The organism is Ensifer sp. MJa1 (assembly GCF_037026475.1).
Taxonomy (GTDB): domain Bacteria; phylum Pseudomonadota; class Alphaproteobacteria; order Rhizobiales; family Rhizobiaceae; genus Ensifer.
Genome location: NZ_JAKUMO010000005.1, coordinates 118,272 through 140,788, shown reverse-complemented (window position 1 = coordinate 140,788; position 22,517 = coordinate 118,272). Strand labels below are relative to the sequence as shown.

General features: G+C 61.3%; 21 protein-coding genes. 7 read left to right on the top strand and 14 right to left on the bottom strand.

The window, feature by feature from the left end; translation table 11 throughout:
• Positions 1–25 precede the first annotated feature (25 nt).
• The 6 genes from ubiT to MKZ91_RS09175 all read left to right on the top strand — a co-directional run bounded on the left by ubiT (position 26) and on the right by MKZ91_RS09175 (position 4,808).
• The gene (gene ubiT, locus MKZ91_RS09200) at positions 26–544 is read left to right on the top strand and encodes a ubiquinone anaerobic biosynthesis accessory factor UbiT (RefSeq protein ID WP_336170254.1); all 519 of its coding nucleotides are present in this window, start codon (positions 26–28) and stop codon (positions 542–544) included.
• Entirely contained in the window at positions 535–1,512 is a 978-nt protein-coding gene (gene ubiU, locus MKZ91_RS09195) for a ubiquinone anaerobic biosynthesis protein UbiU (RefSeq protein WP_336170252.1), read from the top strand. The genes ubiT and ubiU overlap by 10 nt, the downstream gene beginning before the upstream one ends.
• 7 nt (positions 1,513–1,519) lie before the next feature.
• On the top strand, positions 1,520–2,476 hold the full coding sequence (gene ubiV, locus MKZ91_RS09190; RefSeq protein WP_336170250.1) for a ubiquinone anaerobic biosynthesis protein UbiV: 957 nt from the start codon (positions 1,520–1,522) through the stop codon (positions 2,474–2,476).
• A gap of 164 nt (positions 2,477–2,640) precedes the next feature.
• Entirely contained in the window at positions 2,641–3,627 is a 987-nt protein-coding gene (gene nuoH, locus MKZ91_RS09185) for an NADH-quinone oxidoreductase subunit NuoH (RefSeq protein ID WP_336170248.1), read from the top strand.
• A gap of 132 nt (positions 3,628–3,759) precedes the next feature.
• The gene (locus MKZ91_RS09180) at positions 3,760–4,326 is read left to right on the top strand and encodes an NADH-quinone oxidoreductase subunit I (protein WP_336170246.1); all 567 of its coding nucleotides are present in this window, start codon (positions 3,760–3,762) and stop codon (positions 4,324–4,326) included.
• A 41-nt stretch (positions 4,327–4,367) separates the two neighbouring features.
• Positions 4,368–4,808: a CBS domain-containing protein gene (locus MKZ91_RS09175; RefSeq protein WP_275026019.1), complete on the top strand. Its 441-nt coding sequence runs from the start codon at positions 4,368–4,370 to the stop codon at positions 4,806–4,808.
• Between the two features lie 57 nt (positions 4,809–4,865).
• Here MKZ91_RS09175 and nuoG read toward each other — a convergent pair whose 3' ends face one another.
• The 14 genes from nuoG to MKZ91_RS09105 form a co-directional block, all read right to left on the bottom strand.
• Complete coding sequence (gene nuoG / locus MKZ91_RS09170; protein ID WP_336170241.1) at positions 4,866–7,433, bottom strand: NADH-quinone oxidoreductase subunit NuoG; 2,568 nt, start codon at positions 7,431–7,433, stop codon at positions 4,866–4,868.
• Positions 7,434–7,447: 14 nt separating this feature from the next.
• Positions 7,448–8,713, bottom strand: coding sequence for an NADH-quinone oxidoreductase subunit NuoF (nuoF, locus tag MKZ91_RS09165; RefSeq protein WP_336170240.1), 1,266 nt, complete (start codon positions 8,711–8,713; stop codon positions 7,448–7,450).
• Between the two features lie 4 nt (positions 8,714–8,717).
• Positions 8,718–9,230 (bottom strand): NADH-quinone oxidoreductase subunit NuoE, encoded by a 513-nt coding sequence (nuoE, locus tag MKZ91_RS09160; protein ID WP_336170561.1) that lies wholly within the window; start codon positions 9,228–9,230, stop codon positions 8,718–8,720.
• Positions 9,231–9,246: 16 nt separating this feature from the next.
• Positions 9,247–10,461, bottom strand: a complete 1,215-nt coding sequence (gene nuoD / locus MKZ91_RS09155) for an NADH dehydrogenase (quinone) subunit D (protein WP_336170238.1) — start codon at positions 10,459–10,461, stop codon at positions 9,247–9,249.
• A gap of 87 nt (positions 10,462–10,548) precedes the next feature.
• Entirely contained in the window at positions 10,549–11,085 is a 537-nt protein-coding gene (locus MKZ91_RS09150; protein WP_336170236.1) for an NADH-quinone oxidoreductase subunit C, read from the bottom strand.
• A complete protein-coding gene (locus MKZ91_RS09145) occupies positions 11,082–11,585 on the bottom strand; it encodes a NuoB/complex I 20 kDa subunit family protein (protein WP_336170234.1) in 504 nt (167 codons plus the stop codon). Before MKZ91_RS09145 ends, MKZ91_RS09150 begins: the two co-directional genes overlap by 4 nt.
• The gene (locus tag MKZ91_RS09140; protein WP_336170232.1) at positions 11,573–11,938 is read right to left on the bottom strand and encodes an NADH-quinone oxidoreductase subunit A; all 366 of its coding nucleotides are present in this window, start codon (positions 11,936–11,938) and stop codon (positions 11,573–11,575) included. The genes MKZ91_RS09145 and MKZ91_RS09140 overlap by 13 nt, the downstream gene beginning before the upstream one ends.
• Before the next feature lie 156 nt (positions 11,939–12,094).
• On the bottom strand, positions 12,095–13,534 hold the full coding sequence (locus tag MKZ91_RS09135) for an NADH-quinone oxidoreductase subunit N (RefSeq protein ID WP_336170230.1): 1,440 nt from the start codon (positions 13,532–13,534) through the stop codon (positions 12,095–12,097).
• Positions 13,531–15,006, bottom strand: coding sequence for a complex I subunit 4 family protein (locus MKZ91_RS09130; protein ID WP_336170228.1), 1,476 nt, complete (start codon positions 15,004–15,006; stop codon positions 13,531–13,533). Before MKZ91_RS09130 ends, MKZ91_RS09135 begins: the two co-directional genes overlap by 4 nt.
• Before the next feature lie 8 nt (positions 15,007–15,014).
• Positions 15,015–16,790 (bottom strand): Na(+)/H(+) antiporter subunit D, encoded by a 1,776-nt coding sequence (locus tag MKZ91_RS09125; protein ID WP_336170226.1) that lies wholly within the window; start codon positions 16,788–16,790, stop codon positions 15,015–15,017.
• The gene (locus MKZ91_RS09120; protein ID WP_336170224.1) at positions 16,783–17,037 is read right to left on the bottom strand and encodes a hypothetical protein; all 255 of its coding nucleotides are present in this window, start codon (positions 17,035–17,037) and stop codon (positions 16,783–16,785) included. Before MKZ91_RS09120 ends, MKZ91_RS09125 begins: the two co-directional genes overlap by 8 nt.
• Complete coding sequence (locus MKZ91_RS09115; RefSeq protein WP_336170222.1) at positions 17,034–18,497, bottom strand: monovalent cation/H+ antiporter subunit D family protein; 1,464 nt, start codon at positions 18,495–18,497, stop codon at positions 17,034–17,036. Before MKZ91_RS09115 ends, MKZ91_RS09120 begins: the two co-directional genes overlap by 4 nt.
• 4 nt (positions 18,498–18,501) lie before the next feature.
• Positions 18,502–18,804 (bottom strand): NADH-quinone oxidoreductase subunit NuoK, encoded by a 303-nt coding sequence (nuoK, locus tag MKZ91_RS09110; RefSeq protein WP_336170221.1) that lies wholly within the window; start codon positions 18,802–18,804, stop codon positions 18,502–18,504.
• Complete coding sequence (locus MKZ91_RS09105) at positions 18,804–19,304, bottom strand: NADH-quinone oxidoreductase subunit J family protein (protein ID WP_336170220.1); 501 nt, start codon at positions 19,302–19,304, stop codon at positions 18,804–18,806. Before MKZ91_RS09105 ends, nuoK begins: the two co-directional genes overlap by 1 nt.
• Positions 19,305–19,878: 574 nt before the next feature.
• Here MKZ91_RS09105 and MKZ91_RS09100 point away from each other — a divergent pair.
• Positions 19,879–22,203: a PBP1A family penicillin-binding protein gene (locus tag MKZ91_RS09100; protein ID WP_336170219.1), complete on the top strand. Its 2,325-nt coding sequence runs from the start codon at positions 19,879–19,881 to the stop codon at positions 22,201–22,203.
• Positions 22,204–22,517: the final 314 nt, after the last annotated feature.

The following is a 22,517-nucleotide window of genomic DNA, read 5'->3' as shown; positions in this document are numbered from 1 at the left end:
TCCACAGGCAATCCCGCAGGTCGTCATGACACTTCCGCTCGCGATCACCGCCCCCCTCAACTTCATTCCCATCGCCGCCATGGAAAGCGTGGTGCGACGCGTCTTCGCCCATGTGATCGAGTCCCATCCCGGTCTCTTCGATCGCCTCGCCGACCATGTAGACAAGCGCTACGCCTTCCTGCCCCGCGATCTGCCGATCGGCTTTCTCGTCGAACCAGCAATCCCGCGTATTTCCGTCCATCGCAAGGAGCACGCGCCGCCGTCAGACGCCTGCATGGAAGGCGAGCTTGTCCTGCTCTTGGCGCTGCTCGAAGGACGCATCGACGGCGACGCCGTCTTCTTCTCGCGCGATCTCACCGTCAGCGGCGACATGGAGGCGATGCTGGCGCTTCGAAACGCGCTCGACGATTGCGAGATCGATCTTCCAAGCGATCTCGCTGGCATGAGCGGACCGTTCGCGCCGCTCGTGCGCCGCGCGGGAAAACAGATCCGCGAGCGAATGCTTGGCGGTGTTCTCAAGGAGGAGGTTCCCCAATGGAACTGATCTGCCCCGCCGGCACGCCGGCCGCCTTCCGTGAAGCCGTCGATGCAGGCGCCGACGCGGTCTATTGCGGCTTTCGCGACGAGACGAATGCCCGCAATTTTCCCGGTTTGAACTTCTCCCGCGAGGAACTCCGCACCGCCATTGCCTATGCCAAGCAGCGCAAGGTGATGACATTCGTCGCGATCAACACCTTCATGCGCGCCGGCCAGGAGACGCTCTGGCATCAGGCGGTGGATGACGCCGTTGCACTCGGTGCCGATGCCGTCATCCTCGCCGATTTCGGCCTGATGGCCTATACGGTCGAGCGCCATCCGCAGCAGCGGCTGCATGTTTCGGTGCAGGCCTCGGCCTCCAATGCCGATGCCGTGCGCTTCCTCGTCGAGGCCTTCGCGGCAAAACGCGTCGTGCTGCCGCGCACGCTGACGATCGCCGACATTGCTCGCCTCGCCAAGCAGATCGATTGCGAGATCGAGGTCTTTGCCTTCGGTGGCCTCTGCGTCATGGCCGAGGGGCGCTGCTCGCTCTCTTCATACGCTACGGGCAAATCGCCCAACATGAACGGCGTCTGTTCGCCCGCAAGCCATGTGCGCTATCGCCAGGATGGGCGCGAACTCGTCTCCGAGCTCGGCGACTACACGATCAACCGCTTCCCGGCCGGCGAGGCCGCAGGCTATCCCACCCTCTGCAAGGGGCGTTTCGACATTGCCGAGGAGCGTGGCTACGCCTTCGAGGATCCGGTTTCGCTCGATGTGATGGATCATATCGATGCGCTGCGTGCAGCTGGGGTCAGCGCGCTGAAGATCGAGGGTCGGCAACGCGGCAAGGCCTATGTCGCCGAAGTGGTCTCGGTCATGAGGCGGGCACTGAGCGCCAGTGTGGCCGAGCGGCCCGCCTTGGTGGCGCGGCTGAAAGCGCTCAGCGAAGGCCAGAAAACAACAACAGGCGCCTATGAAAAGCGGTGGAGGTAATCGGCCTATGACCACAACTGCGAGCCCATCCAAGCCCACCTTGAGCCTCGGCCCGGTCTATTATCTCTGGGACGGCCCGAAGTGGCGCGATTTCTATTTCCGCATCGCCGACGAGGCGCCGCTCGCCCATGTGACGATCGGCGAGGCCGTCTGCTCGAAGCGTCTGCATTTCATCGAGCCGCATGTGGTCGAGGTCATCGAACGGCTGGAGAGCGCCGGCAAACAGGTGAGCCTCACTTCGCTGGCGCTGGTGACGCTGGAGCGCGAAAGCCAGCTCGTGCGCGGGCTTTCGCGTGATAGCACCCATCCGATCGAGGCCAACGACCTTTCCGCACTGCAATTGCTTACCGGCAAGCCGCATTCGATCGGGCCGCTCGTCAACGTCTACAACGGCGCCACGGCGCGCTTGTTGGCATCAAGGGGGGCGACGAGCATCTGTCTCCCGCCGGAGTTACCGATGGCCTCGGTGCGCGGCATCATTGAAGAAACTCCGGCGGTCGCGTTCGAGATCTTCGCCTTCGGTCGCGTTCCCCTGGCGATCTCGGCGCGCTGCGCCCATGCGCGCTCCAAGGGGCTGATCAAGGACAATTGCCAGTTCGTCTGCGCAGAGGATCCGGATGGCTTGACCGTTGAGACGCTCGACCGCCAGCCGTTCCTGGCTCTCAATGGCGTGCAGACCATGTCGCATACCTGCCAGGCACTCATTCAAGAACTGCCGGAGCTTGCCGTTGCGGGCGCGTCCCGCATCCGGTTGTCGCCGCAGCACTGCGACATGTTGGCCGTGGCCCGGGCTTTTGACGACACCATCGCTGGACGATGCTCGACGGCCGAGGGTTTGGCACGCCTGGGTAGCGCCTACCCCGGCGCGTCGTTTTCCAACGGCTTTCACCATGGCCAATTGGGCGCCACATGGTTGTCCGCCAAGGCCGGAACGGAAAAGGAAGCGGTGCAGCATCGACCGTGATGCGAGATTGTGAGACAGGTCCAGCACATAACGGGAAACGGTAGCTTGTCCGCAACCACCGTTTCATGAGAAAATCGCGAAAGCTAGAAGTGCCCGAAGCCCTCGACGGTTAAGTTGGGCCAATCCAGTCGCGTATCAGCCTGTTTTCCAGGTGGCCGTTGATCATGGAACTTCTCATCGCCCTTGGCCTCATCGCCATCAAGATCGCGTTGCTGATCGCAATGCTGCTTCTCCTGCCTTTGCCGTTGACCTGGCTGGAGCGAAAGATTGCCGGCCATATGCAGCAACGGATGGGACCCATGCGCGTGGGATGGCACGGGTTGCTGCAGCCTGTGGCAGACGGTATCAAGCTTCTGACGAAAGAGGATCACATCCCGGCAGAGGCCGATCGTTTCCTGTTTAAGCTGGCGCCGATCCTGGCGCTCGCTCCACCCTTTGTCGTATTCGTCGCGATCCCCTTCGGCGAGAGCATCTCGGTGCTCAATGCGGAGATCACGCTCTACGTTTCCAACCTGAACGTGGCACTGCTTTTCGTCTTCGCGGTGATCGGGCTGGAGGTCTATGGCGTCATCTTCGGTGGCTGGGCCGCCAACAGCAAATACGCGGTTCTCGGCAGTCTCCGGACCTGTGCGCAGATGATCAGCTACGAAATTCCCATGGGGTTCGCGGTCATCGGCGTTGTCATGCTGGCACAATCGATGAACCTCGTGGACATCGTGCGCGCCCAGAGCGATCTCTGGAACGTCGTCTACCAGCCGATCGGGTTCTTTGTCTTCTTCATCGCGGGATTGGCAGAAGCGCAGCGCATTCCCTTCGACCTCGCCGAGGCGGAGGGGGATCTCGGCGCCGGCTTCCACACCGAATACAGCGGCATCCGTTTCGCGTTCTTCATGGTCAGCGAATACGTTATCGTGCTGCTCGTATCGGTCCTCTCCGTCATCCTTTTTTTCGGCGGCTGGAACGGTATTCTGCTTCCGCTGCCACCGCTTCTCTGGTTTGCACTCAAGGTGGCATTCTTCATCTATGTGTTCATGTGGTTCCGCTTCACTTTGCCCCGCTATCGCTATGACCAACTGATGGCAATCGGATGGAAAGTCTTGCTTCCTCTGTCGATGGCGAACATAATTATCTCTGGAATTGCTTTCACTTAGGAGCCGTGGCGGCTTCTTCACGTGCCTTGCGAGATCGGTGTCGGTCTTGGGAAGATGCGTGCAGCAATCGAAGGGACGACAGCGACCCTCCCGCGTTGGAATAGACGCACACCGCTGTAGAACGGCGCGACGATGTCACGCGTAGTCGACAGAGCTGGAACATGGATCGGCTGGGCGCTTTTTGCCGATTTGGCAAACGCCTTTGCGCTGACCTTTGGCTATATGTTCTCCAAGCCCGTCACCATGCAGTATCCGGACAAGGAGAAGTGGCTCCCCTACTCGCGCTATCGCGGGCATCACTTCCTGAAACGGGACGATGCGGGCGAAATCAAATGCGTCGCTTGCGAACTCTGCGCTCGCATCTGTCCTTGCGATTGCATCGAGGTCGTTCCCTATGAAGACGAGAAAGGCAACCGCCACCCGGCAAAATTCGAGATCGACACGGCCCGATGCCTGTTTTGCGGCCTGTGCGAAGACGCCTGCCCGGCGGACGCCATCGCACTTGGCCAGCAGTATGAATTCTCAAGTTACTCGTCACGTGACCTGGTGATCGGACGTGACGATCTGCTTGGCAAACCTGGAAAGGCAATGACCGGCGGTGGCGTCGTCACCGCACGCCTGAACACAGAACAGGACGTGCTGGTCGAGACAAGCGAACCGCATGGGTACAACTGGTGGCGCAACATCCGGCGAACGTGAGGAGCAGCGATCAAACCGGCGCGCGCAGATAGGAGGTTGAAATGTTTGTCGGTGAAATCGTGAAGGACAAGGGTGCTGGAGTGATCGCGGTCGCTCCCGACCAGACGATGGTGGAGATCCTGCGGCTCTTTCGTGACAACAATATCGGCTTCGTGGTCGTCAGCCACGCGCCCGGAAGGTATCTCGGCACGCTGTCGGAGCGGGATTGCTGCAACGCGCTTGCGGAATACGGACCCGAGGCAGCGCTGATGCCGGTTGCCGATATCATGAACCGCAACGTGGCCGTCTGTTCGGCTGTCGATGGGCTGCCCTTGGTGATGTCGATCATGACGCAACGACGCACGCGCCATGTGCTGGTCATTGAGGACGAAGCCATTGTCGGCGTCGTCAGCATCGGCGACGTCGTCAAGCATCGGCTCGATGAGGCACAGCGCACCGAGCGACACCTGCACGAATACATCGCTGGCGCCGGTTACCACTGATGAAACTCGCGCCGATCGGGTCGGGATCCCTAGGCCCCGCGGGCGCGCGCCGCAGCCTCAAGCTCCACGCCAGACCCGGTTCACGCCCTCGGCTTGGTGAGCGGTCTGCGCTTTTTGAACATTGACGGGACACGGGTATTCGCCCCGCCGCATAAGGCTGTTGAGGCGCAGGGACCGATAGTTTTCGGGAACGAAGACGAGGCCCGTCGGAAACAGCTTCTCGACCCTGAGTTGCGCCACCAGTTCACCGCGGGATGACGTTACGACCACCTGATCGCCATTCGATATGCCAAGCTCTGCAGCATCTTCAGCGCTCATCGCGACATAGGGGTCGTTGGCGACCGTGTTCAGGATTTCCGAGCGCTCCGAAAGATAGCCGTTGTGGAACAGGCAGTTGCCAGTGATGAGCATCAGCCTGTCATGCGTCTGCGAACCAGTTGGCAGGGGATGGAAGGCAACCGCCGATGGTGTCGGGTCTGCCTTCGTGAAGGCGCCGTCGGCGCCAAGTCCGGCCCAGCTCAGCCCCTGGTAAGCCGGTAGCAGCCGGGCGATCTCATCGAAAATCTCGGCCTGCGTCGAAGGCTGCAATGGTTGACCACGCAAAGTCGCGACCAGATCGAAGATCGCGAGATTGCCTTTCGCCTCGAAAACGGGTTCCCGGAACTTGCAGACTTTCTGGACGCGTCCCTCGTTGTTGGTGAAGCTGCCAGGCTCTTCGCCGTAGCCCGCCGCCGGCAAGACGACGTCGGCAAGGCTTGCCGTCTCCGTAAGGAAACTGTCCTGTACGATCAATAGATCGGCGGCACCAAGGGCACGGGCCACAAACTCCCTGTCTGGATAGGAGATCAGGGGGTCTGTCCCGACGAGGTAGAGCGCGCCCATTTGCCCCGCCGCGCAGAGATCCAGCATCCCGTCGAGATCGGCACCCGGCTCATGGTGGATCTCTGCGACCCAATTTCGCGCAGGAACGGCGCGCGCCGTATCGGCGGCCACCGCCTGCAGCCCTGGCAAGGCACCCGCTACCGCACCCATGTCCCAGGCGCCCATTTGGTTGGCGCGGTCGAAGAGGATCTGCAATGCCGGGCTTTTGCCGAGGAGGCGGAGAAGTTTCAGCAGGTTTGAGAGTTGCTGCAAGGTCGCGCGCGCTTCGGAGGACCTCAGGAGGTCGACACTGACGAGCACGGCGACGGTGCTAGCCTCGTTGAGCGCGGCGGCCAAACGATCCGGTTTGTCTCCGCTCACCGGCTTGGCGCCTATCAGTTCGAATTCTGCAAGAGTGTCGCCCGACAGTCTCTCGCCGGCCGCCACACCTAGCCCGGCGACCACGGCCGCAATGCTCTTGGCCTCTCCGCCTGGCGGAATGCGAGCCACAACCTGCGCATCGGCATCGAGACGGGAAGGCCGCGTCGCTAGCATGAGCAGTCCGGTGCCGCGCCGCCGCGCCGCATCCCGCAGCAGGTATTCGGTTACGGGGTTTTCCTCGGTCACGTTGCCACCGATCACAAGCACGCAGTCGACGTCGAGCACCTCTTTCAGCGGCGCCCGCGTATAGCTTGTCATCAGCGGAGCGAGTGCATCGAAGGGCGTCGACCAGCGCGACGAGCTGTCGATGTTGCTGGTCGAAAAGACCGTGCGCATGAGCTTCTGGAACTGGTAGAGGACTTCATTGGGCAGGCGCGGCGAGACGACGCCGCCAGCAGCTTTGCCTTCGACCTCCGCTAGCCGCGTGCGCAGATAGTCTCCTGCCTCATCCCAGGAAACCGCAACCAGGACGCCGTCGCGGCGGATCATCGGTCGCTTGATCCGATCATGCCCCTCGATGAAGTCGAGACCGAACCGGCCGCGCGCGCAAAGCGTTTCGCGGTTGACGCCATGTTCCTCCTTGGAGCGGACCCGCAAGAATTCGCCCTTGCGCGCCCCGACGGTCAACTGGCATCCGGTGCCGCAATGCGGGCAGACAGTATCGGTCTCGGCGAGATCCCAGGGTCTCGCCTTGTATCGATAAGGGAAACTCATCAGCGCGCCGACCGGGCAGACTTCGATGCAGTTGCCGCACTGGTCGCAACTGGCAAGACTACCCTCGAAGCCGGTGACGGCGGTATCCATGCCTTTCTCGACCGTGCCAAGAGCGACGGCGCCAACAACCTCCTCGCACATCCGCACGCAGCGCTGGCACTGGATGCAGCGGTTGACGTTCATGATCACAACCGGGCTCAGGCGAATGTCGCGAGAATGAAAGACGCGTTTGGGATCCCGAAAGCGGCTTTTCGCCGGACCATAGGCCATCACCATGTCCTGAAGCTCGCACTCGCCGCCCTTGTCGCAGATCGGGCAGTCGAGCGGATGGTTGGCAAGCAGCATGTCAAGCATGGACGAGCGCGTTTCATCAATCAGCGTCGTGTTGGTCCGCACGACCATGCCGTCCGTGACCGCGGTGGCGCAGGACGGCTGTAGCCGTCGCAGTCCCTCGATCTCCACAAGACACATGCGGCAGGAGGCAAGCGGCGGCAGGCGCTTCAGGTAGCAGAAGGTCGGAATTTCGATGCCCAACCGCTGGGCGACCTGCAACACAGTCGCACCGGCCTCGACTTCCACCGTTTGCCCATTGATCACAACGCTGACCATGACTTACTCGCCCCCTAGTGGAACGGACACTTCCGCTCCTCGATATGGGCGACAAACTCGTCACGGAAATGCGCGAGCGAAGCCCGCAATCCCATCGCCGCGCCGTCACCCAAAGCGCAAAACGTGTTGCCGAAAATGCCCTTGCAGAGCATGTCCAACTGCTCCATGTCGCCGGTCGCCCCCTCGCCCGCTTCGATCCGGCGCAACACCTTCACCACCCAGTTCAGTCCCTCGCGGCAAGGCGTGCATTTGCCGCAGGATTCGTGGTGAAAGAACTCGATGATGCGGGTGGCGACCCTGACCATGCAGGTCGTGTCGTCGACGACGATCACGCCTGCCGAACCCAGCATCGTGCCGGCAGCAGCAAGCGAGTCAAAATCCATCCCGACGTCCAGGCCCGGCTCCGGGATAACCGGCGCGGAAACACCACCTGGTATTACCGCCTTGATCCTGCGTCCGGGCGGCGGCCCGCCCGCATGGTCCTCGACGAGCTCGCGAAGCGGAATGCCCATCGGCAGCTCGTAGAGCCCCGGTTTGCGCACCTGCCCGCTGACGCAATAGAGCTTCGGGCCCGGGCTCTTCTCCGGCCCGATACCGCGGAACCAGTCAGCGCCCCGCGCAACGATATGCGGCACGCAAACCAGCGTCTCGACATTGTTGATGACCGTCGGGCTGGCATAGAGCCCTGCAACGGCAGGAAATGGCGGTTTCAGGCGCGGCTGTGCCCTCTTGCCCTCGAGCGAGTCGAGCATCGCGGTTTCCTCGCCGCAAATATAGGCGCCCGCGCCGCAATGGACGTGCACGACGAAATTGAAATCCGATCCCAGTATCCTCGCTCCGAGATACCCTTTGGCTTTGGCTTCGGCGATCGCCTGTTCCAGCCGCCGGATCGCCAGCACATACTCTCCGCGAATGTAGACATAGGCGACCTCGGCCCCGATCGCATAGGCGCTGATCGCGATGCCCTCGATCAATTGATGCGGATCGCGCTCCATGACGATGCGATCCTTGAACGTGCCAGGCTCCCCTTCGTCTGCGTTGCAGCAGAGATATTTCGGCTTGTCTGCCCGCTTGGGCACGAAGCTCCACTTCATGCCGGTCGGAAACCCGGCCCCACCGCGGCCGCGTAGGTTCGACCGCTTGACGAGATCGATGATCTCGTCGGGCGTGTGTTCCTTGAGCGCCTTGGCAAGTGCTCGGTAGCCGCCACCGGCCTCATAGGTCGCGAGAAGATGCCCATCCGGCACGGCCACATTCTTCAAAAGAACCTGTTCGAACATGGCGCTATTTCCCCGGTGGGCCCACAGCCGCGCGATCAGCACCGGTCGTGTCGGGAACCGTCGCACGCAACCGGGCAAGCAGCGCATCGATCCGCTCGATGTCGAGATTGCCGTGATAGTCGTCGCCGACCTGCATCACCGGGGCCATCTCGCAGGCACCTAGGCATTCGACGGTCGAAAGCGTGAACAGGCCGTCCTCGGTCGTGCCGCCTTTCCGGATCCCAAGCATGTTCTCCAGATGCAGCACCAGATCCTCTGATCGCCGCAGCATGCAGGAGACGTTGTCGCAAAGTTGCAGATGGAATTTCCCCACCGGCTCCGTATGGAAAAGTGTGTAGAAGGTCGCGAGCTCATAGACCCAGATCCGCTCGACGCCGAGGATTTCGGCGACCTCTTCCAGCACCGGCCCCGGCAGATGACCATGATCCCGCTGCGCGATCAAAAGTGCCGGCATGATCGCCGAGCGCTGGTCGGGATACCGCGCCGCCGCCTGTTCGATCTTTTCGCGCATCGTCACCACGTCGAAGTCTCCGCTACTTGTCCACCTCCGCCATCACAGGATCGAGGCTGCCGAGCACGGCGATCATATCCGCCAGGTAGCGGGCGTTCGTAACCCCGAAAACCCCCTGGAGGTTGACGAACGAGGGTGCCCTGACCTTCATCCGGAACGGTTTCGGCGACCCGTCGCTGATGATGTAGAAGCCGAGCTCCCCCTTGGGCGCTTCGATCGCCGAATAGACCTCGCCCTTCGGCACGTTGAAGCCATAAGCCGAGAGGTCGAAATGCTGGATCAACGCCTCCATCGAACAATGCACGCGCTCCTTGTCGACCGGGAAGGCGATCGTCGGCATGTCGACCTGGAACGGCCCATCGGGCATCTGCTCGATGCATTGTTCGATGATCCGGATGCTCTCGCGCATCTCATCGACCCGGCACCGCCAGCGTGCATAACAATCGCCTTTATTGCGCGTGATCACATTGAAATCGAGCCGGTCGTAGATCTCGTAGGGCTCGTCACGGCGGATGTCCCAGTCGACGCCGGAAGCGCGTAGGTTCGGGCCGCTGAGGCCGAGATCGACGGCGTCGTCAGCTAAGATCACCCCGATCCCCTGGGTGCGTTTCAGGAATACCCTGTTGTCTTCGAGCAGCCGCTCATAGTCACGGATGCGGTTCGGGAAGATATCGCAAAACTCCCGGATCTTCGGGAAAAAACCCTCAGGCAGATCCTCGCGCACGCCACCAACCCGGCAGAAGGAGGTGTGCATGCGCGCACCGGTAATCATCTCGAGGAGATCCATGATCATTTCGCGCTCGCGCATCACGTAGAGCAGTGCGGTCATGGCGCCGAGATCCATCGGCAGCGCGCCGGTGATCAAAAGATGGCCGGAAATGCGCGCCAGTTCCGCCATCATCACGCGGATATATTGCGCTCGGATCGGGGCCTCGATGCCGAGCAGCTTCTCCACCGCGAGCGCAAATGCCAGGTTGTTCGACGGCGGGCAGAGATAGTCGAGCCGATCGGTCAGAGGGAAGATCTGGGTATAGGTAAAGCTTTCCGCCAGCTTTTCGGTGCCGCGATGCAGGTAGCCGATGTGTGGATCCACCCGCTCGACATATTCGCCGTCCAATTGCAGGACGAGCCGAAGGACCCCATGGGTGCTGGGATGTTGCGGCCCGAGATTGAGAAGCACTTCCTTGCTATTGAGCGCTTCGCCTTCCGGCCTCGTAAGCTCGGTGACTTCGGTCATCTCAACTCTCCGGCGTCGATCGGCCTCCGTGGTTCATGAGGATTCGGATCGGCCCTATTGGAAAACCGCGCACCTTTGTTTTCCTCCCTATGGAATGTCGCGGGTGGCAAGGTCGGGCTGCGTCGGTGGCGGACCTTCGGTACCAAACGGGTTCAGCTTGTCCCTGTAACCCCTGAGCGGGAAATCCTTGCGCTGGGGAAAGCCCTCGAAGCCCTCCCACATGTAGATCCGGCGCAAATCGGGATGCCCCGGAAACCGGATGCCATACATGTCCCAGGCTTCGCGCTCGTGCCAGTTGGCTGTGCGCCAGACCCCGGTGACCGACGGGACCTCAGGCGGATCGCCAAGCCGACACTTGATGCGGACCCGCCACCGGTTGGGCAATGAATAGAGATGGTAAACCGCCTCGAAGCGAGGCGTTTCGGGATAGTGGTCAACCCCGCAAATGTCGGAAAGGAAATTGAACCTGAGCGCCGGATCGTCTTTCAGGAACCGGCAGAACTCGACGATCATCTCGGGCGGAACGACAAAGACATCGATGCCATGCGCAGTGCCTAGATCCTCGATCGTTTCGCCGAAGCGCTCCAGGATGGGAGCGCGGTTGAGAGACGGTTCGATACTCATGATGCCGCAGCCCGATCGAGAGGTGTCCCGGCCAGCCCGCGGGACCTCTTGATCTTCTCTTGCAGCAGCAGGAACCCGTGCATCAGCGCCTCGGGGCGTGGCGGGCAGCCAGGCACGTGCACATCGACCGGCACGAAGGTTTCGGACCCTTGCACCACGGCATAGGTGTTGTAGACCCCGCCCGATATCGCGCAGGTACCCATGGCAATCACCCAGCGCGGCTCCGGCATCTGGTCGTAAAGCCGGCGCACGACGGGCGCGAACTTCCGGGTGACGGTGCCGGCGATGATCATCACGTCGGACTGCCGCGGCGATGGGCGGAACACCACGCCGAAGCGATCGAGGTCGTAGCGCGCACAGCCGGCCGAGATCATTTCGATGGCGCAGCAGGCAATGCCGAAGGTCTCGGGCCATAGGGCCGACCTTCGGCTCCAGTTGATGACGCTTTCGGCCGTGGTGAACAGCACGCTGTCCTGGATGGTGTTTCCTACTCCTCCCATTCCAGCGCCCCCTTCAGCCAGGCGTAGGCGAAACCCACGAGAAGCAGCACGATAAAGACGAACATCTCCAGATAGCCGACGATACCGATCTCTTTCAGGACGATCGCCCAGGGAAAGAGAAACATCGCCTCGACATCAAAGACGACCAGGAGGATCGCGAGGATGAAGAACTGCACCCTGAAGCGCCCACCGGCTGCCTCGCCAGCCGGGTCCATGCCACATTCATAGGGCATGTTCTTTTCGGGATAGGGATTGGACGGCCGCAACAGCGAGGAAACAAAAAGCGTCACGCTCGCCACCAGGACAATTCCGGCGATCATGAAAAGAACCGGCAAGAATTCCGCTGCAGACATATCGCGCAGCCCGGTCACCCATCGGGGGGCGTTGCTCAAGCCGCGACCGGGCTCATTCGGGCCGGTAACGCGGTCGCCCCGGAGAAGCGACTGAGGGCATTCCTTTCCTAAACCGCTAGTTTATTCCGTCGGATAGGCCAATGCAATTCCGTTCGCTCAGCCGCCGAAGGCTGACTGCTGAGCGAGCCTGAGAAACCACGCTGGAAACAGGCCGATGCCCACCGTGCCGGCGGCAGTGACGGCGAGAGCGGCGCCGACCAGGGGCGTCAGCGCCGGCTCGAACGCCCGCTCCGGTTCGCGCATGAACATCACCATGACGATGCGAATGTAAAAATAGGCGGCGACAGCGCTCAGGAGCACTGCGATCACTGCCAGGAGGACGAAACCACGCTCGACGAGCGCGACCAATACGTAGAACTTCGCAAAAAAACCGGCCGTCGGCGGAATGCCGGCCAGCGAAAACAGATAGAGCAACATCAACAGCGCCAGGCCCGGATGCAGCTTGGCGAAGCCGGAATAGTCCTCAATGACTTCGCCCGAGAAATTGCCGTTGCGCATCATGATGACGGCGCCGAAGATGCCGAGGTTCATGAAGGTGTAAATCAGAAGGTAGAGCATCACGCTGGCGATCCCGTCTGCACCGCCGGCCACGATGCCCAAAATGGCAAAGCCGGCATGGGCGATGCTGGAATAGGCGAGCAGACGCTTGAAGTTATCCTGCACCAGCGCCACGAAACTGCCGAGCGCCATCGTCACCACCGCGATAACGGCCAATATGATCCAGACGTTGGAGCTTGCGACCAACGGGTTGAGGAAGACGCGCAGGATCACCGCGAAGCCCGCCGCCTTGGGCCCGACGGACATGAAGGCGGTAACCGTCGTCGGTGCGCCCTCGTAGACATCCGGCACCCACATGTGGAACGGCACCGCGCCGATCTTGAAGACCAGTCCGGCGACGATGAAGACCACCGCAAGCAGCAAGCCCGGATCGAGCGGATCATTGGTGACTGCCGCCGCCATCCGGTCCAGTTGCGTCGTGCCGGTGAGGCCGTAGACCAGTGAAACACCATAAAGGAAAATCCCGGTCGAGACGGCGCCAAGGATGACGTATTTCAATGCGGCCTCGTTTGAGCGTTGTTCACGCCTGAGGAAGCCGGTCAGTACGTAGGTGCAGAGCACCATCAGTTCGAGGCCAACATAGATCGACAGGAGATCGGTCGCAGACGCCATGATCATCATGCCGGCAAGCGCAAGCAGCAGCAGGACATAATATTCGCTGCCATCGATCCCTTCGATATCGGCATAGTTTCGCGAGAGCAGGAACGTGAGCAGGATCGACAGGTAGAACAGCGATTTGAAGAAGATGGAGAAGGGGTCGGAGACGAACATGCCCGCATAGGCCGGCTGCGCCCCTCCGGACAGCGTGAATGTCGCCACCGCTGCGACCAGCACCACAGCGACCGACGCCCACACAAGAAGGGCGTCCTGTCCCTTCGGCAAGAGTTGCCCGCCAATCAACAGGATGCAGGACCCGACAATCACGATGATTTCGGGCAGGCTCGCGAGGATCGACGGAAGGAGCACTGCGGCGGTCATGGGCCGTTCCCCCTATCGTGGACCTGCTGCAAAAGATGCGTGACCGAGCTGTCGATGATGGCGAGAAAGGGCTTGGGGTAGAACCCGACCCAAAGCACGAAGACGGCAAGCGGCAGGATCGCCACCAACTCGCGGCCGTTGACATCACGAACCTTGAGCCGCGCGCCGACGGTCGCCGGACCGAGCGCCACTTTCCGGTACATGCCAAGCAGATAGGCCGCGCTCAGCAACGCGCCCAATACGGCGAATGCGCCAAGGGTGAGGTTGGCCGCAAACCCGCCCGACAGCACCAGCAACTCGCCCACGAACGCGTTCGTTCCCGGCAGCGCCATCGACGACAGCACGAACAACGCCAGAAATCCGGTGTAGACGGGAGCCATCTTCATCAAGCCGCCATAGTCGGCGATGCTGCGGGTGTGGGTCCGCTCGTAGATCAGGCCGACGAAAAGAAATAGGGCGCCGGTCGTCACGCCGTGATTGAACATCTGCAGGATGCTGCCTTGGAGCCCGAGCGGGTTGAGGGCAAAAATCCCAAGCGTCACGAAGCCCATATGGCTGATGCTGGAATAGGCCACCAGCTTCTTCAAATCGTCCTGCGCCAAGGCAAGCAGCCCGCCATAAACGATAGCAAGTGCCGAGAGTGCCATCATCAGGGTCGAATAATAGACAGAAGCCTCCGGCAGCATCGGCAGCGAGAACCTCAGGAATCCATAGGCCCCCATCTTCAGGAGTACGCCGGCAAGGATGATGCTGCCGGCCGTCGGCGCCTGCACGTGGGCGTCCGGCAGCCAGGTATGGAGCGGGACCATCGGCACCTTGACCGCGAATGCGACGAGGAAGGCAAAAAACAGCCAGGATTGAATGTCGAACGGCAGGTCGAGTGCCATCAAGGCGAGGATGTCGAACGTCCTGCCACCCTCGAAGTAGAGAACGATGACGCCGATCAAGAACAGCAAGCTACCCGCCAAAGTGTAGAGGAAGAACTTGAACGCCGCATAGACCCGGCCATCGCCGCCCCAAACCCCGATGAGCAGGTACATCGGGATCAGCATCGCCTCCCAGCAGACATAGAACAGAAACAGGTCGAGCGCCGTGAATACACCCAACATCAGGGTCTGCATGGCGAGCAGGCAGACCATGAACTGCTTCACCTTCCGGTCGATGGCGACCCATGAGGCGAGCACCGAGACCCAGCCCAACAGCGCGGTCAGGAAGACGAAGAGCGCGCTGATGCCGTCAACGCCGAGCGCGAAGGTTATGCCAAGCATCGGCACCCACGGGCGCTCCTCGACGAACTGCATCTGTGAGCTCCCGGTATCGAAACCGGCGAGCATCACAATGGCGAGCGCCACGTCGAGCAAGGTGAAGCCGAGCGCTGCCCACCGCACCGCCTCGTCGCTGCGCAGAAGCATCATGACCGCTGCCCCGGCGGCCGGTACGAAGACGATCAGGCTAAGCAGAGGGAACGCCATCACACCCCCTACTGCCACACGACGGCAAATACGGCGATCGCCGCGATCACGCCGGCGATCATCGCCAGCGCGTAGTGAGTGACGATGCCGGTCTGCAACCGCCGCAACGCGCCGCCGCCAACAAGGATGGCGCGGGCAAGCCCGTTCACCGCGGCATCGACGCCGTTGAGATCCACCCGCAGTCCGGCGCGCGCCGTCCCGTGCAGGAGCGGCAGGACCAGAGAGTCGGACACATTGCTCACCGTCTTTTCGTATCGCGCCAGTGGTTTCTCGGCGAGCCACAGGAAGGCTCGCGCGCCCTTGCGGTAGAACCAGTCCGTATCGATGCTGATTGTATTTTCCGGATCGAGCGCTTTCAGGAACAGGACGAAGCCCAGTGCGGTAAACATCAGCAGACCAAGGCTCTCGGTGACATGCGCGCCCGTATAGGGCTCGAAGGCGACCGGATAGGGAAGGAGCGCATAGAGCGGTCCCGGGAACACGCCAATCGCGATGCAGAGCAGTGCCGCCATACCCATGGCAACCAGCATGTTGCGGGGCGGCTCTCGCGCCTCCAGCTTTCGATCGGACCCGAAAAACATGTAGTAGGGCAGCTTGAGGCCGGTGTGCAGGAACGTGCCTGCCGACGCCATCGTGAGCGCCAGGACCACGAGCGCCCGGTGATCCTGTCCTGCGGCGGCGATCACCATCGACTTGGTGACGAAACCCGAGAAGAACGGAAAGGCCGAGATCGCGAAGGCGCCAACCATATAGAGCGCAACGGTCAAAGGCATGGTTTTGTAGAGCCCGCCGAGCTCGGTCAGCTTCCGCCGACCGGTGACCTCAATCACCGCCCCTGCCCCCATGAAGAGGAGCGCCTTGTATAGGATGTGTGCAAAGGCGTGGCTGGTGGCTCCGTTCACCGCCATTTCGGTGCCGATGCCGATGCCCGCCACCATGTAGCCCACCTGGCTGACGATGTGATAGGCAAGCAGCCGCCGACAGTCGTTTTCCAGCACCGCGTAGATGACGCCGTAGAGTGCCATCACAGCACCGAGCCAGACGAGAAGCTCTGTCCCGGGGAATGCGCGCGCCAGCACGTAGACGGCCGTCTTGGTGGTGAAGGCGCTCATGAACACCGCCCCTGTGACGGTCGCTTCGGGGTATGCGTCCGTCAGCCAGGCGTTCAGCGGCGGGACCGCAGCATTCAGCAAAAAGCCCGCTAGGATCAGATAGCCGCCAATAGCCGTTGCTCCCGCGGCACCGCCGCCGGCGATCGGGCCGAAGAGCAACGAACCGGCGGCGACCCCGTGGAGCACGATGCCACCGAGCAAAGCGACGCCGCCCGTGACGTGCACCATCAGATAGCGGAAGGCCGCACGGATCGCGCGTTCTCCCCCTTGCGCGAAGACCAGATAGGCCGAGGCAAACGCCATGCCCTCCCAGAAGAGGTAAAGGGTCAGGTAGTCACCGGCAAACACCACGCCCAACGCACTGCCGACATAGACGAAGGCCGCCACATGCTGACCCGCCCGCGGCAGATGCAGCGCGTAAACCATGCCGATCAGCGCCATGATGGTGAACACGGTGGCAAAGACGATGCTGAGCTTGTCAACCTTTGCGAACAGGATTTCCTGCCCGAAGACGCGCGCCGCGCCATAGTTGCCTGGCTCCATCGTCAGCACCGCGACGATTGCCAGAGCGGGAACGAGCACCAGAAAGACCTTGCGGACCGAACCCTTCAGGAACGGGATCGGCACGGCGCCGAGAATGAACAGGAGGCCGGGATGGACGAAGTCAATCATAATAGTCCTCGCGCCGCATGAGGCCGACTTGGTGGCCGAGGAACTTGGAAACGAAAATGATGAGCACGCAGGAGCCGAAACCGTAGGCGGCCGACCAGCCGGGCAAGCGGTCCCACAGATATTCGGCGTGTTCGCGCGGAACCAGGAAATCGGCAGCGACGATCAGAACGAGCACGAGATAGAACAACCGGCGGCGAGACCGCGCATAGCGCTCGTCGCCAAAGAAATAGACGATGTGCCTGATCATCTGACCACTCCTTCCGCCAAGGCGATGAAATAGCCGGGGAAGATGCCCATCAGCACCGACAGGGCGGCGGTCGCGACCAGCGGGATCGTTACCAGCGGAATTTCACGGACAGGCTTTGCCGCTCCCGACGCCTCTGCTCCGAAGAAGGCGATATAGCTCACCGGCAGGAAGTAGGCGGCGTTCAGGATGGAGCTCGCCAAAAGGACGATGAGGAAAGCCATCTCGCCTGCTTCGACCGAGCCAAGCGCCAGATACCACTTGCTGACGAAACCCGCAGTTGGCGGCACACCGATCATGCTGAGCGAAGCGACAAAGAATGCCCCCATCGTCCAGGGCAGCCGTCGACCGATGCCGGCCATGTCGCTGATATTTCGCTTTCCCGAGGCGCAGTAGATCGATCCGGCGCAGAAGAAGAGCGTGATCTTGGAGAAGGCGTGCACGGCGATATGAATGATGCCGCCGATCATCGCGACAGGAGACAAAAGCACCGCGCCCAGTACCACGTAGGAGAGCTGGCTCACCGTCGAATAGGCGAGCCGCGCCTTCAGGTCGTCCCGGGTCAGAGCATAGATCGACGCCATGAGGATGGTGAAGGAGACGAGATAGGCCGTTGCGATGCCGAGCCCCAGCCTTGCGACCAGATCCACGCCGAAGACATCGAAGACCAACCGCAACACGCAAAACACGCCCATCTTGACCACGGCCACGGCATGCAACAGCGCGCTCACCGGCGTCGGTGCAACCATTGCGGCCGGTAGCCAGGCGTGCATCGGCATCACGGCGGCCTTGGCGAAACCGAAAAGGTAGCAGAAGTAGATGACCATCAGCAGCGGCGCCGAGGCATCCACCCTCGCCAGCAGCCCACCCGGCACAAAGTCGAGCGATCCGGCAATCTGGTAGGTCAGCGCCAGCGCGGCGAGAAGCACGCTCTTCGATGCGCCCATCAGGTAGACAAGGTATTTTCGGCTGCCTGCCCAGGCCTCTTCGTCCTCGTGGTGGTAGACGAGCGGATAGGTCACAAGGCTCAGCACCTCATAGAAGATCACCAGCGTGAACAGATTGGCCGCGAAGGCGCCCCCGACGGCGGCGGCGAGACTGGTGGCAAAGCAGGCGAAGAAGCGGGTCTGCGCGTGCTCGTTCAGGTGCCGCATGTAGCCGATGGAATAGACGGCTGCGACGATCCACAAGAGCGACGACACGGTGGCAAACACCATGCCGAGCGCATCGACACGGAAGGCGAAGGCGACGCCCGGCAGGATCTCGAACAGGCTGAGATCGAGAGTACCACCCGCCAGCACCGTGGGTGCCATCGAGATGACAATTGCGAACATGACGACCGCGGCGAGCGGCGAGACGGCATCTCGGATTTTGTCGTGCTTGTTCAATAGGAGAACTGCCAGTGCCGCCAGCCCTGCGACGGCGACGGCAAGTAGCGGCCGGATTGATAGCACCGGATCCAAGCCGCTATCCTTTCATCGTCGTCACGTCGTCGATCTTGAGGGTGGACTTGTTCCTCACGAGGGCGACCAGAATGCCGAGGGCGACGGCAACCTCCGCCGCGGTGATGGCGATGACGAAGATCGCGAAGATCTGCCCGCGAAAATCATCGTAGTAACGTCCGAAGGCGATGAAATTGATATTGACCGAGTTGAGCATAAGCTCGAGCGACATCAGCACGACCAGGATGTTGCGCCTGAGCAGCACACCCGCGGCTCCGATCACGAAGACGACCACCGCGAGCGAAATGTACCACCAGAGCGGAACCATCACCCGGTCTCCTTTCGGGCCAGAACGATGGCACCGACGAGTGCCGCCAGAAGGATGATCGAGGCAACTTCGAACGGCAGGAGATAATCGGCGAAAAGTGTCGTGCTCAGCTGCCTCACCTGGTCGCCACCGCGCGACGCGACGGGCTCAACCGCCGAAAAGCGGCCGCTCCAGAGCACAAGCGCAAGCATCTCGACGCCAAGCAGGACGAGCAGGGTCAGTGCGGGCAGATTTCGCCCCGGCACAAACCGCTGCAGCATCGCTTCGCGCACGTCGATCATCATGATCACGAACAGGAAGAGGACCATGATGGCGCCGACATAGACGAAGATCTGCACCACTGCGAGCAGCGGCGCCTCGAGCAGCACAAAGATAGCCGAGATTTGCAGGAAACACGCCATCAGCGCCAATGCGCTGTGAACAGGGTTCCGTGCCAGGACGACTGTAAGGGCGGTAACCACGGCCCCCGCAGCAAACAGAAGGAAGAACCCCTGGCCCATGACGCAGCCTCTCCCGCGCGAACCGTTCCGCGGCGCGTGACGGCCGGAATTCAGATAGCGCCGCACTTCAGTTGCGTTCATAAATTGTGCCCCAAGGAACGGTTTTTCACAAGATTATTGTCTGCGACTTAGCTGAATGAGGCAGCGTGGGTAGTCTATGCGACCCGCTTGGCCGAGAACGCGGCGAAGTAGGCTGGGTGGCAATGACAGCATCGCGACCGGAACAACAGGAGAGATGCCGTGAGGCGCGCGCCCCAGGCTATCCTGTTCACGATTTGCAAGACGGACGCAGTCCCAGAACCGTCGATCCAAGCGGATGGCGCGGTGTGAACGAACGGTGTCCGGTTCGAACAACCTCGTGGCTAGATATTCCCGCCGAGGCCTGTTGACCTGAATTTTGCCTCAACCCGAGACTAACTCCGCGCCTGCAAAGACCTCGCCTGGACTTAAATACGACATCAGCAATGGCTACGGGCAGCGCGATCAATAATGTCGGGTTCATGTGAACAAAGGTAAAAGCGGCCGTGCCGCGCCCCAAGTCCAACAAAGCGCACTAGTCTCAAAGCGGTAGCCAATGCGACGCCCTTCCAAATCTTCCCCTGCGCGCACCAGTGGCGCCGACAAGGACGCCAGAGCTGAAGCGAACCACGCATTCGATGCCCAGCAGACTGAGACACATTCCGTTTCTCACGAGAAAGAAGAATCCGGCTCGCCTACGCAAGCCAATCAGCCCCCCTCTCCAAGACCTTTCAGTCAGAGCAGGCAGGCCGTCTACAATCTTCGACAGGCGCTCCGCCACGACTTGCATGCATTCTTCACGTCGACCCAAGTGAAGACCAAGGCAGCCGCTTCCAATCTGTCGACGAGACTTAAGGCTTCGAAGCGACCGTCTGCCAAATCGATCGCTCACGATCTTGGTCATTGGTTGACGGTCGCACTTCCCAAAATACGTGCGGTAGTTCGCGATCTCTGGAGGGAGCTTTTCGAAAGCAGCCGGCAGGCATGGCTCAATGCCAGTGGATGGAAGATCACGGTCGGATCCGTCTTTGTTGCCTTCGTGTTGTTTGTAAGCAGCCTGTTGGTTTGGGCGCTGAAGGATGTTCCCTGGAGCGAGATCAGGGCGGGAACGCTGAAGCCCGTCGTGGTTCTGGAAACGTCAGATGGCGGGCCGTTGGTCAGACAAGGGCCGTATCAAGGGCCATACGCACAATACGAGGCCTTCCCACCTCACCTGATCGATGCCGTCCTATCGATTGAAGACCGGCGGTTCATGGATCATTTCGGTATCGATATTCGCGGCATCAGCAGGGCGCTCGTGCGGAACTTCGAGGCCGGGTCGGTTGTAGAGGGAGGCAGCACGATCACCCAGCAACTGATCAAGCTGCAGTACCTCGACAGCGACCGGACGATAAAGCGAAAGATCCAGGAATTCGTGATCTCCCTCTGGCTGGAATGGAAGCTCGGCAAGCGAGAAATTCTGACCCGCTATCTCAACAGCGCCTATCTCGGCGCTGGCGCAACCGGGATGCCTGCAGCCGCGCGGATTTATTTCAACAAGGAGATAGGCGACCTCGACCTGGCAGAATCGGCGATGCTTGCGGGGTTGCTAAGAGCACCAAGCCAATGGAATCCGATCGACAATTTCGCAGGCGCCCGACAACGCACTTCCGTCGTTCTCGACACGATGGTGGCGAATGAAAAGATTGCTGCCCCTGAGGCAGAGCGGGTCAAGGCAAACTTTGCCCGGCTGCACCCAACGGCACCTCCGCCGCGCGCGGGAAGCTGGTTTGCCGACTGGATCTCGCCGCAGGCGGGCGAAATCGCCGGCGCTTCGCCGGGTTCGACCACGGTGCGCACTACACTCGTACCACGCCTTCAACAGATCGCTGAACGGGTGATTAAACGAACCTTGGACACCGAAGGCAAGGCTGCGGGGGCATCCCAAGCCGCACTGGTTGTGATGACGCCCGAGGGAGCAGTCGTTGCCATGGTCGGTGGTCGCGATTACAGGCAAAGCCAGTTCAACAGAGCGGTTACCGCGATGCGGCAACCGGGCTCCACGTTCAAGCTGTTCGTCTACTACGCAGCTTTAAAGGCCGGCTTCACCTTATCTGACCAGATCCTGGACGCACCGATCGATATCAACGGCTGGTCGCCGGAGAATTCCGGCGGTCGTTATCGTGGATGGGTGTCGCTCGCCGAGGCCTTCGCGCGCTCGCTGAATGCGCCGACGGTGGTACTCGCCCAGGAGGTTGGCCTCGACAAAGTCATCGCCGCGGCGCGCGAGCTCGGCATCAATGCACCGCTCGCCAATACGCCGTCCCTGGCACTCGGCACATCTGAAATCAGCCTCCTTGACCTGACGAGTGCCTATGCATCTGTTCGCCTCGGCAAGGCACCCGTCGAACCCTGGGGCATCGTCGACTTTCAGGCGGCTGGACAATCGAGGGCATTTCGGGTGGGCGCGCCAACCGCACCGGCCATTGATCTTTCGGCCTATCAGCCTGATCTGCTTCGCCTTCTTCAGCTGGTGGTCGAGCGTGGGACGGGGCGCGGAGCCGATCCCGGCGCGTTCGCTGCCGGCAAGACGGGCACCAGCCAAGACAATCGCGACGCCTGGTTCGTAGGCTTCACCGAGCCATTCGTCGCTGGCGTATGGGTTGGCAACGACAACGACACACCGATGAAGGGGGTCACGGGCGGCGATCTGCCGGCAAATATCTGGCGGGAATTCATGCGCGAAGCGATGGCGGAGCCCCAGACAGAGCCGCTTGTCACGGGCCAAGCCGCACCGCAGTCCTGCAACATTACGGCCTGTTCCCGCAGCTATCGTTCGTTCCGGCCGTCGGACTGTACCTACCAGCCCTATTATGGCGGACGGCGACTCTGCGAAAAGTGATCCTTTGCCGAGCCGCTCGTCACATGCAGAGCAATATTTGGAAACTTCCGACCGATGCGCGCCGATCGTCGCCGGATATGCACCAATGCAGGCTGCATGCTCACCCAGTTGAACCGCGTGATGGCGACACTCGGTGAAGTCTCGCAAAAGGTGAAAAGAACGTTGCGGCCCGTGTCGTGATCGACGAGCGGGTGCAGCAAGCTCGCCGTATTTGCGAAGCAGCAGGCGACTGATCTCGCGATCCGCCCTGACGCCGAAAATCATTTCACCTTCGCCGGGGATCAAGGAAATCGTCTTTCTCTATAGTTACAATA

Coding starts and splice junctions, on each gene's coding strand:
- nuoH (WP_336170248.1), top strand. CDS start 2,641: ATGGAACTTCTCATCGCCCTTGGCCTCATCGCCATCAAGATCGCGTTG.
- nuoF (WP_336170240.1), bottom strand. CDS start 8,713: ATGTTCGAACAGGTTCTTTTGAAGAATGTGGCCGTGCCGGATGGGCAT.
- ubiU (WP_336170252.1), top strand. CDS start 535: ATGGAACTGATCTGCCCCGCCGGCACGCCGGCCGCCTTCCGTGAAGCC.
- nuoD (WP_336170238.1), bottom strand. CDS start 10,461: ATGACCGAAGTCACCGAGCTTACGAGGCCGGAAGGCGAAGCGCTCAAT.
- MKZ91_RS09180 (WP_336170246.1), top strand. CDS start 3,760: ATGTCACGCGTAGTCGACAGAGCTGGAACATGGATCGGCTGGGCGCTT.
- MKZ91_RS09100 (WP_336170219.1), top strand. CDS start 19,879: ATGCGACGCCCTTCCAAATCTTCCCCTGCGCGCACCAGTGGCGCCGAC.
- MKZ91_RS09130 (WP_336170228.1), bottom strand. CDS start 15,006: ATGGCGTTCCCTCTGCTTAGCCTGATCGTCTTCGTACCGGCCGCCGGG.
- ubiT (WP_336170254.1), top strand. CDS start 26: ATGACACTTCCGCTCGCGATCACCGCCCCCCTCAACTTCATTCCCATC.
- MKZ91_RS09150 (WP_336170236.1), bottom strand. CDS start 11,085: ATGAGTATCGAACCGTCTCTCAACCGCGCTCCCATCCTGGAGCGCTTC.
- MKZ91_RS09120 (WP_336170224.1), bottom strand. CDS start 17,037: ATGATCAGGCACATCGTCTATTTCTTTGGCGACGAGCGCTATGCGCGG.
- MKZ91_RS09140 (WP_336170232.1), bottom strand. CDS start 11,938: ATGTCTGCAGCGGAATTCTTGCCGGTTCTTTTCATGATCGCCGGAATT.
- ubiV (WP_336170250.1), top strand. CDS start 1,520: ATGACCACAACTGCGAGCCCATCCAAGCCCACCTTGAGCCTCGGCCCG.
- nuoG (WP_336170241.1), bottom strand. CDS start 7,433: ATGGTCAGCGTTGTGATCAATGGGCAAACGGTGGAAGTCGAGGCCGGT.
- MKZ91_RS09135 (WP_336170230.1), bottom strand. CDS start 13,534: ATGACCGCCGCAGTGCTCCTTCCGTCGATCCTCGCGAGCCTGCCCGAA.
- MKZ91_RS09145 (WP_336170234.1), bottom strand. CDS start 11,585: ATGGGAGGAGTAGGAAACACCATCCAGGACAGCGTGCTGTTCACCACG.
- MKZ91_RS09105 (WP_336170220.1), bottom strand. CDS start 19,304: ATGGGCCAGGGGTTCTTCCTTCTGTTTGCTGCGGGGGCCGTGGTTACC.
- nuoK (WP_336170221.1), bottom strand. CDS start 18,804: ATGGTTCCGCTCTGGTGGTACATTTCGCTCGCGGTGGTCGTCTTCGTG.
- MKZ91_RS09175 (WP_275026019.1), top strand. CDS start 4,368: ATGTTTGTCGGTGAAATCGTGAAGGACAAGGGTGCTGGAGTGATCGCG.
- MKZ91_RS09125 (WP_336170226.1), bottom strand. CDS start 16,790: ATGATTGACTTCGTCCATCCCGGCCTCCTGTTCATTCTCGGCGCCGTG.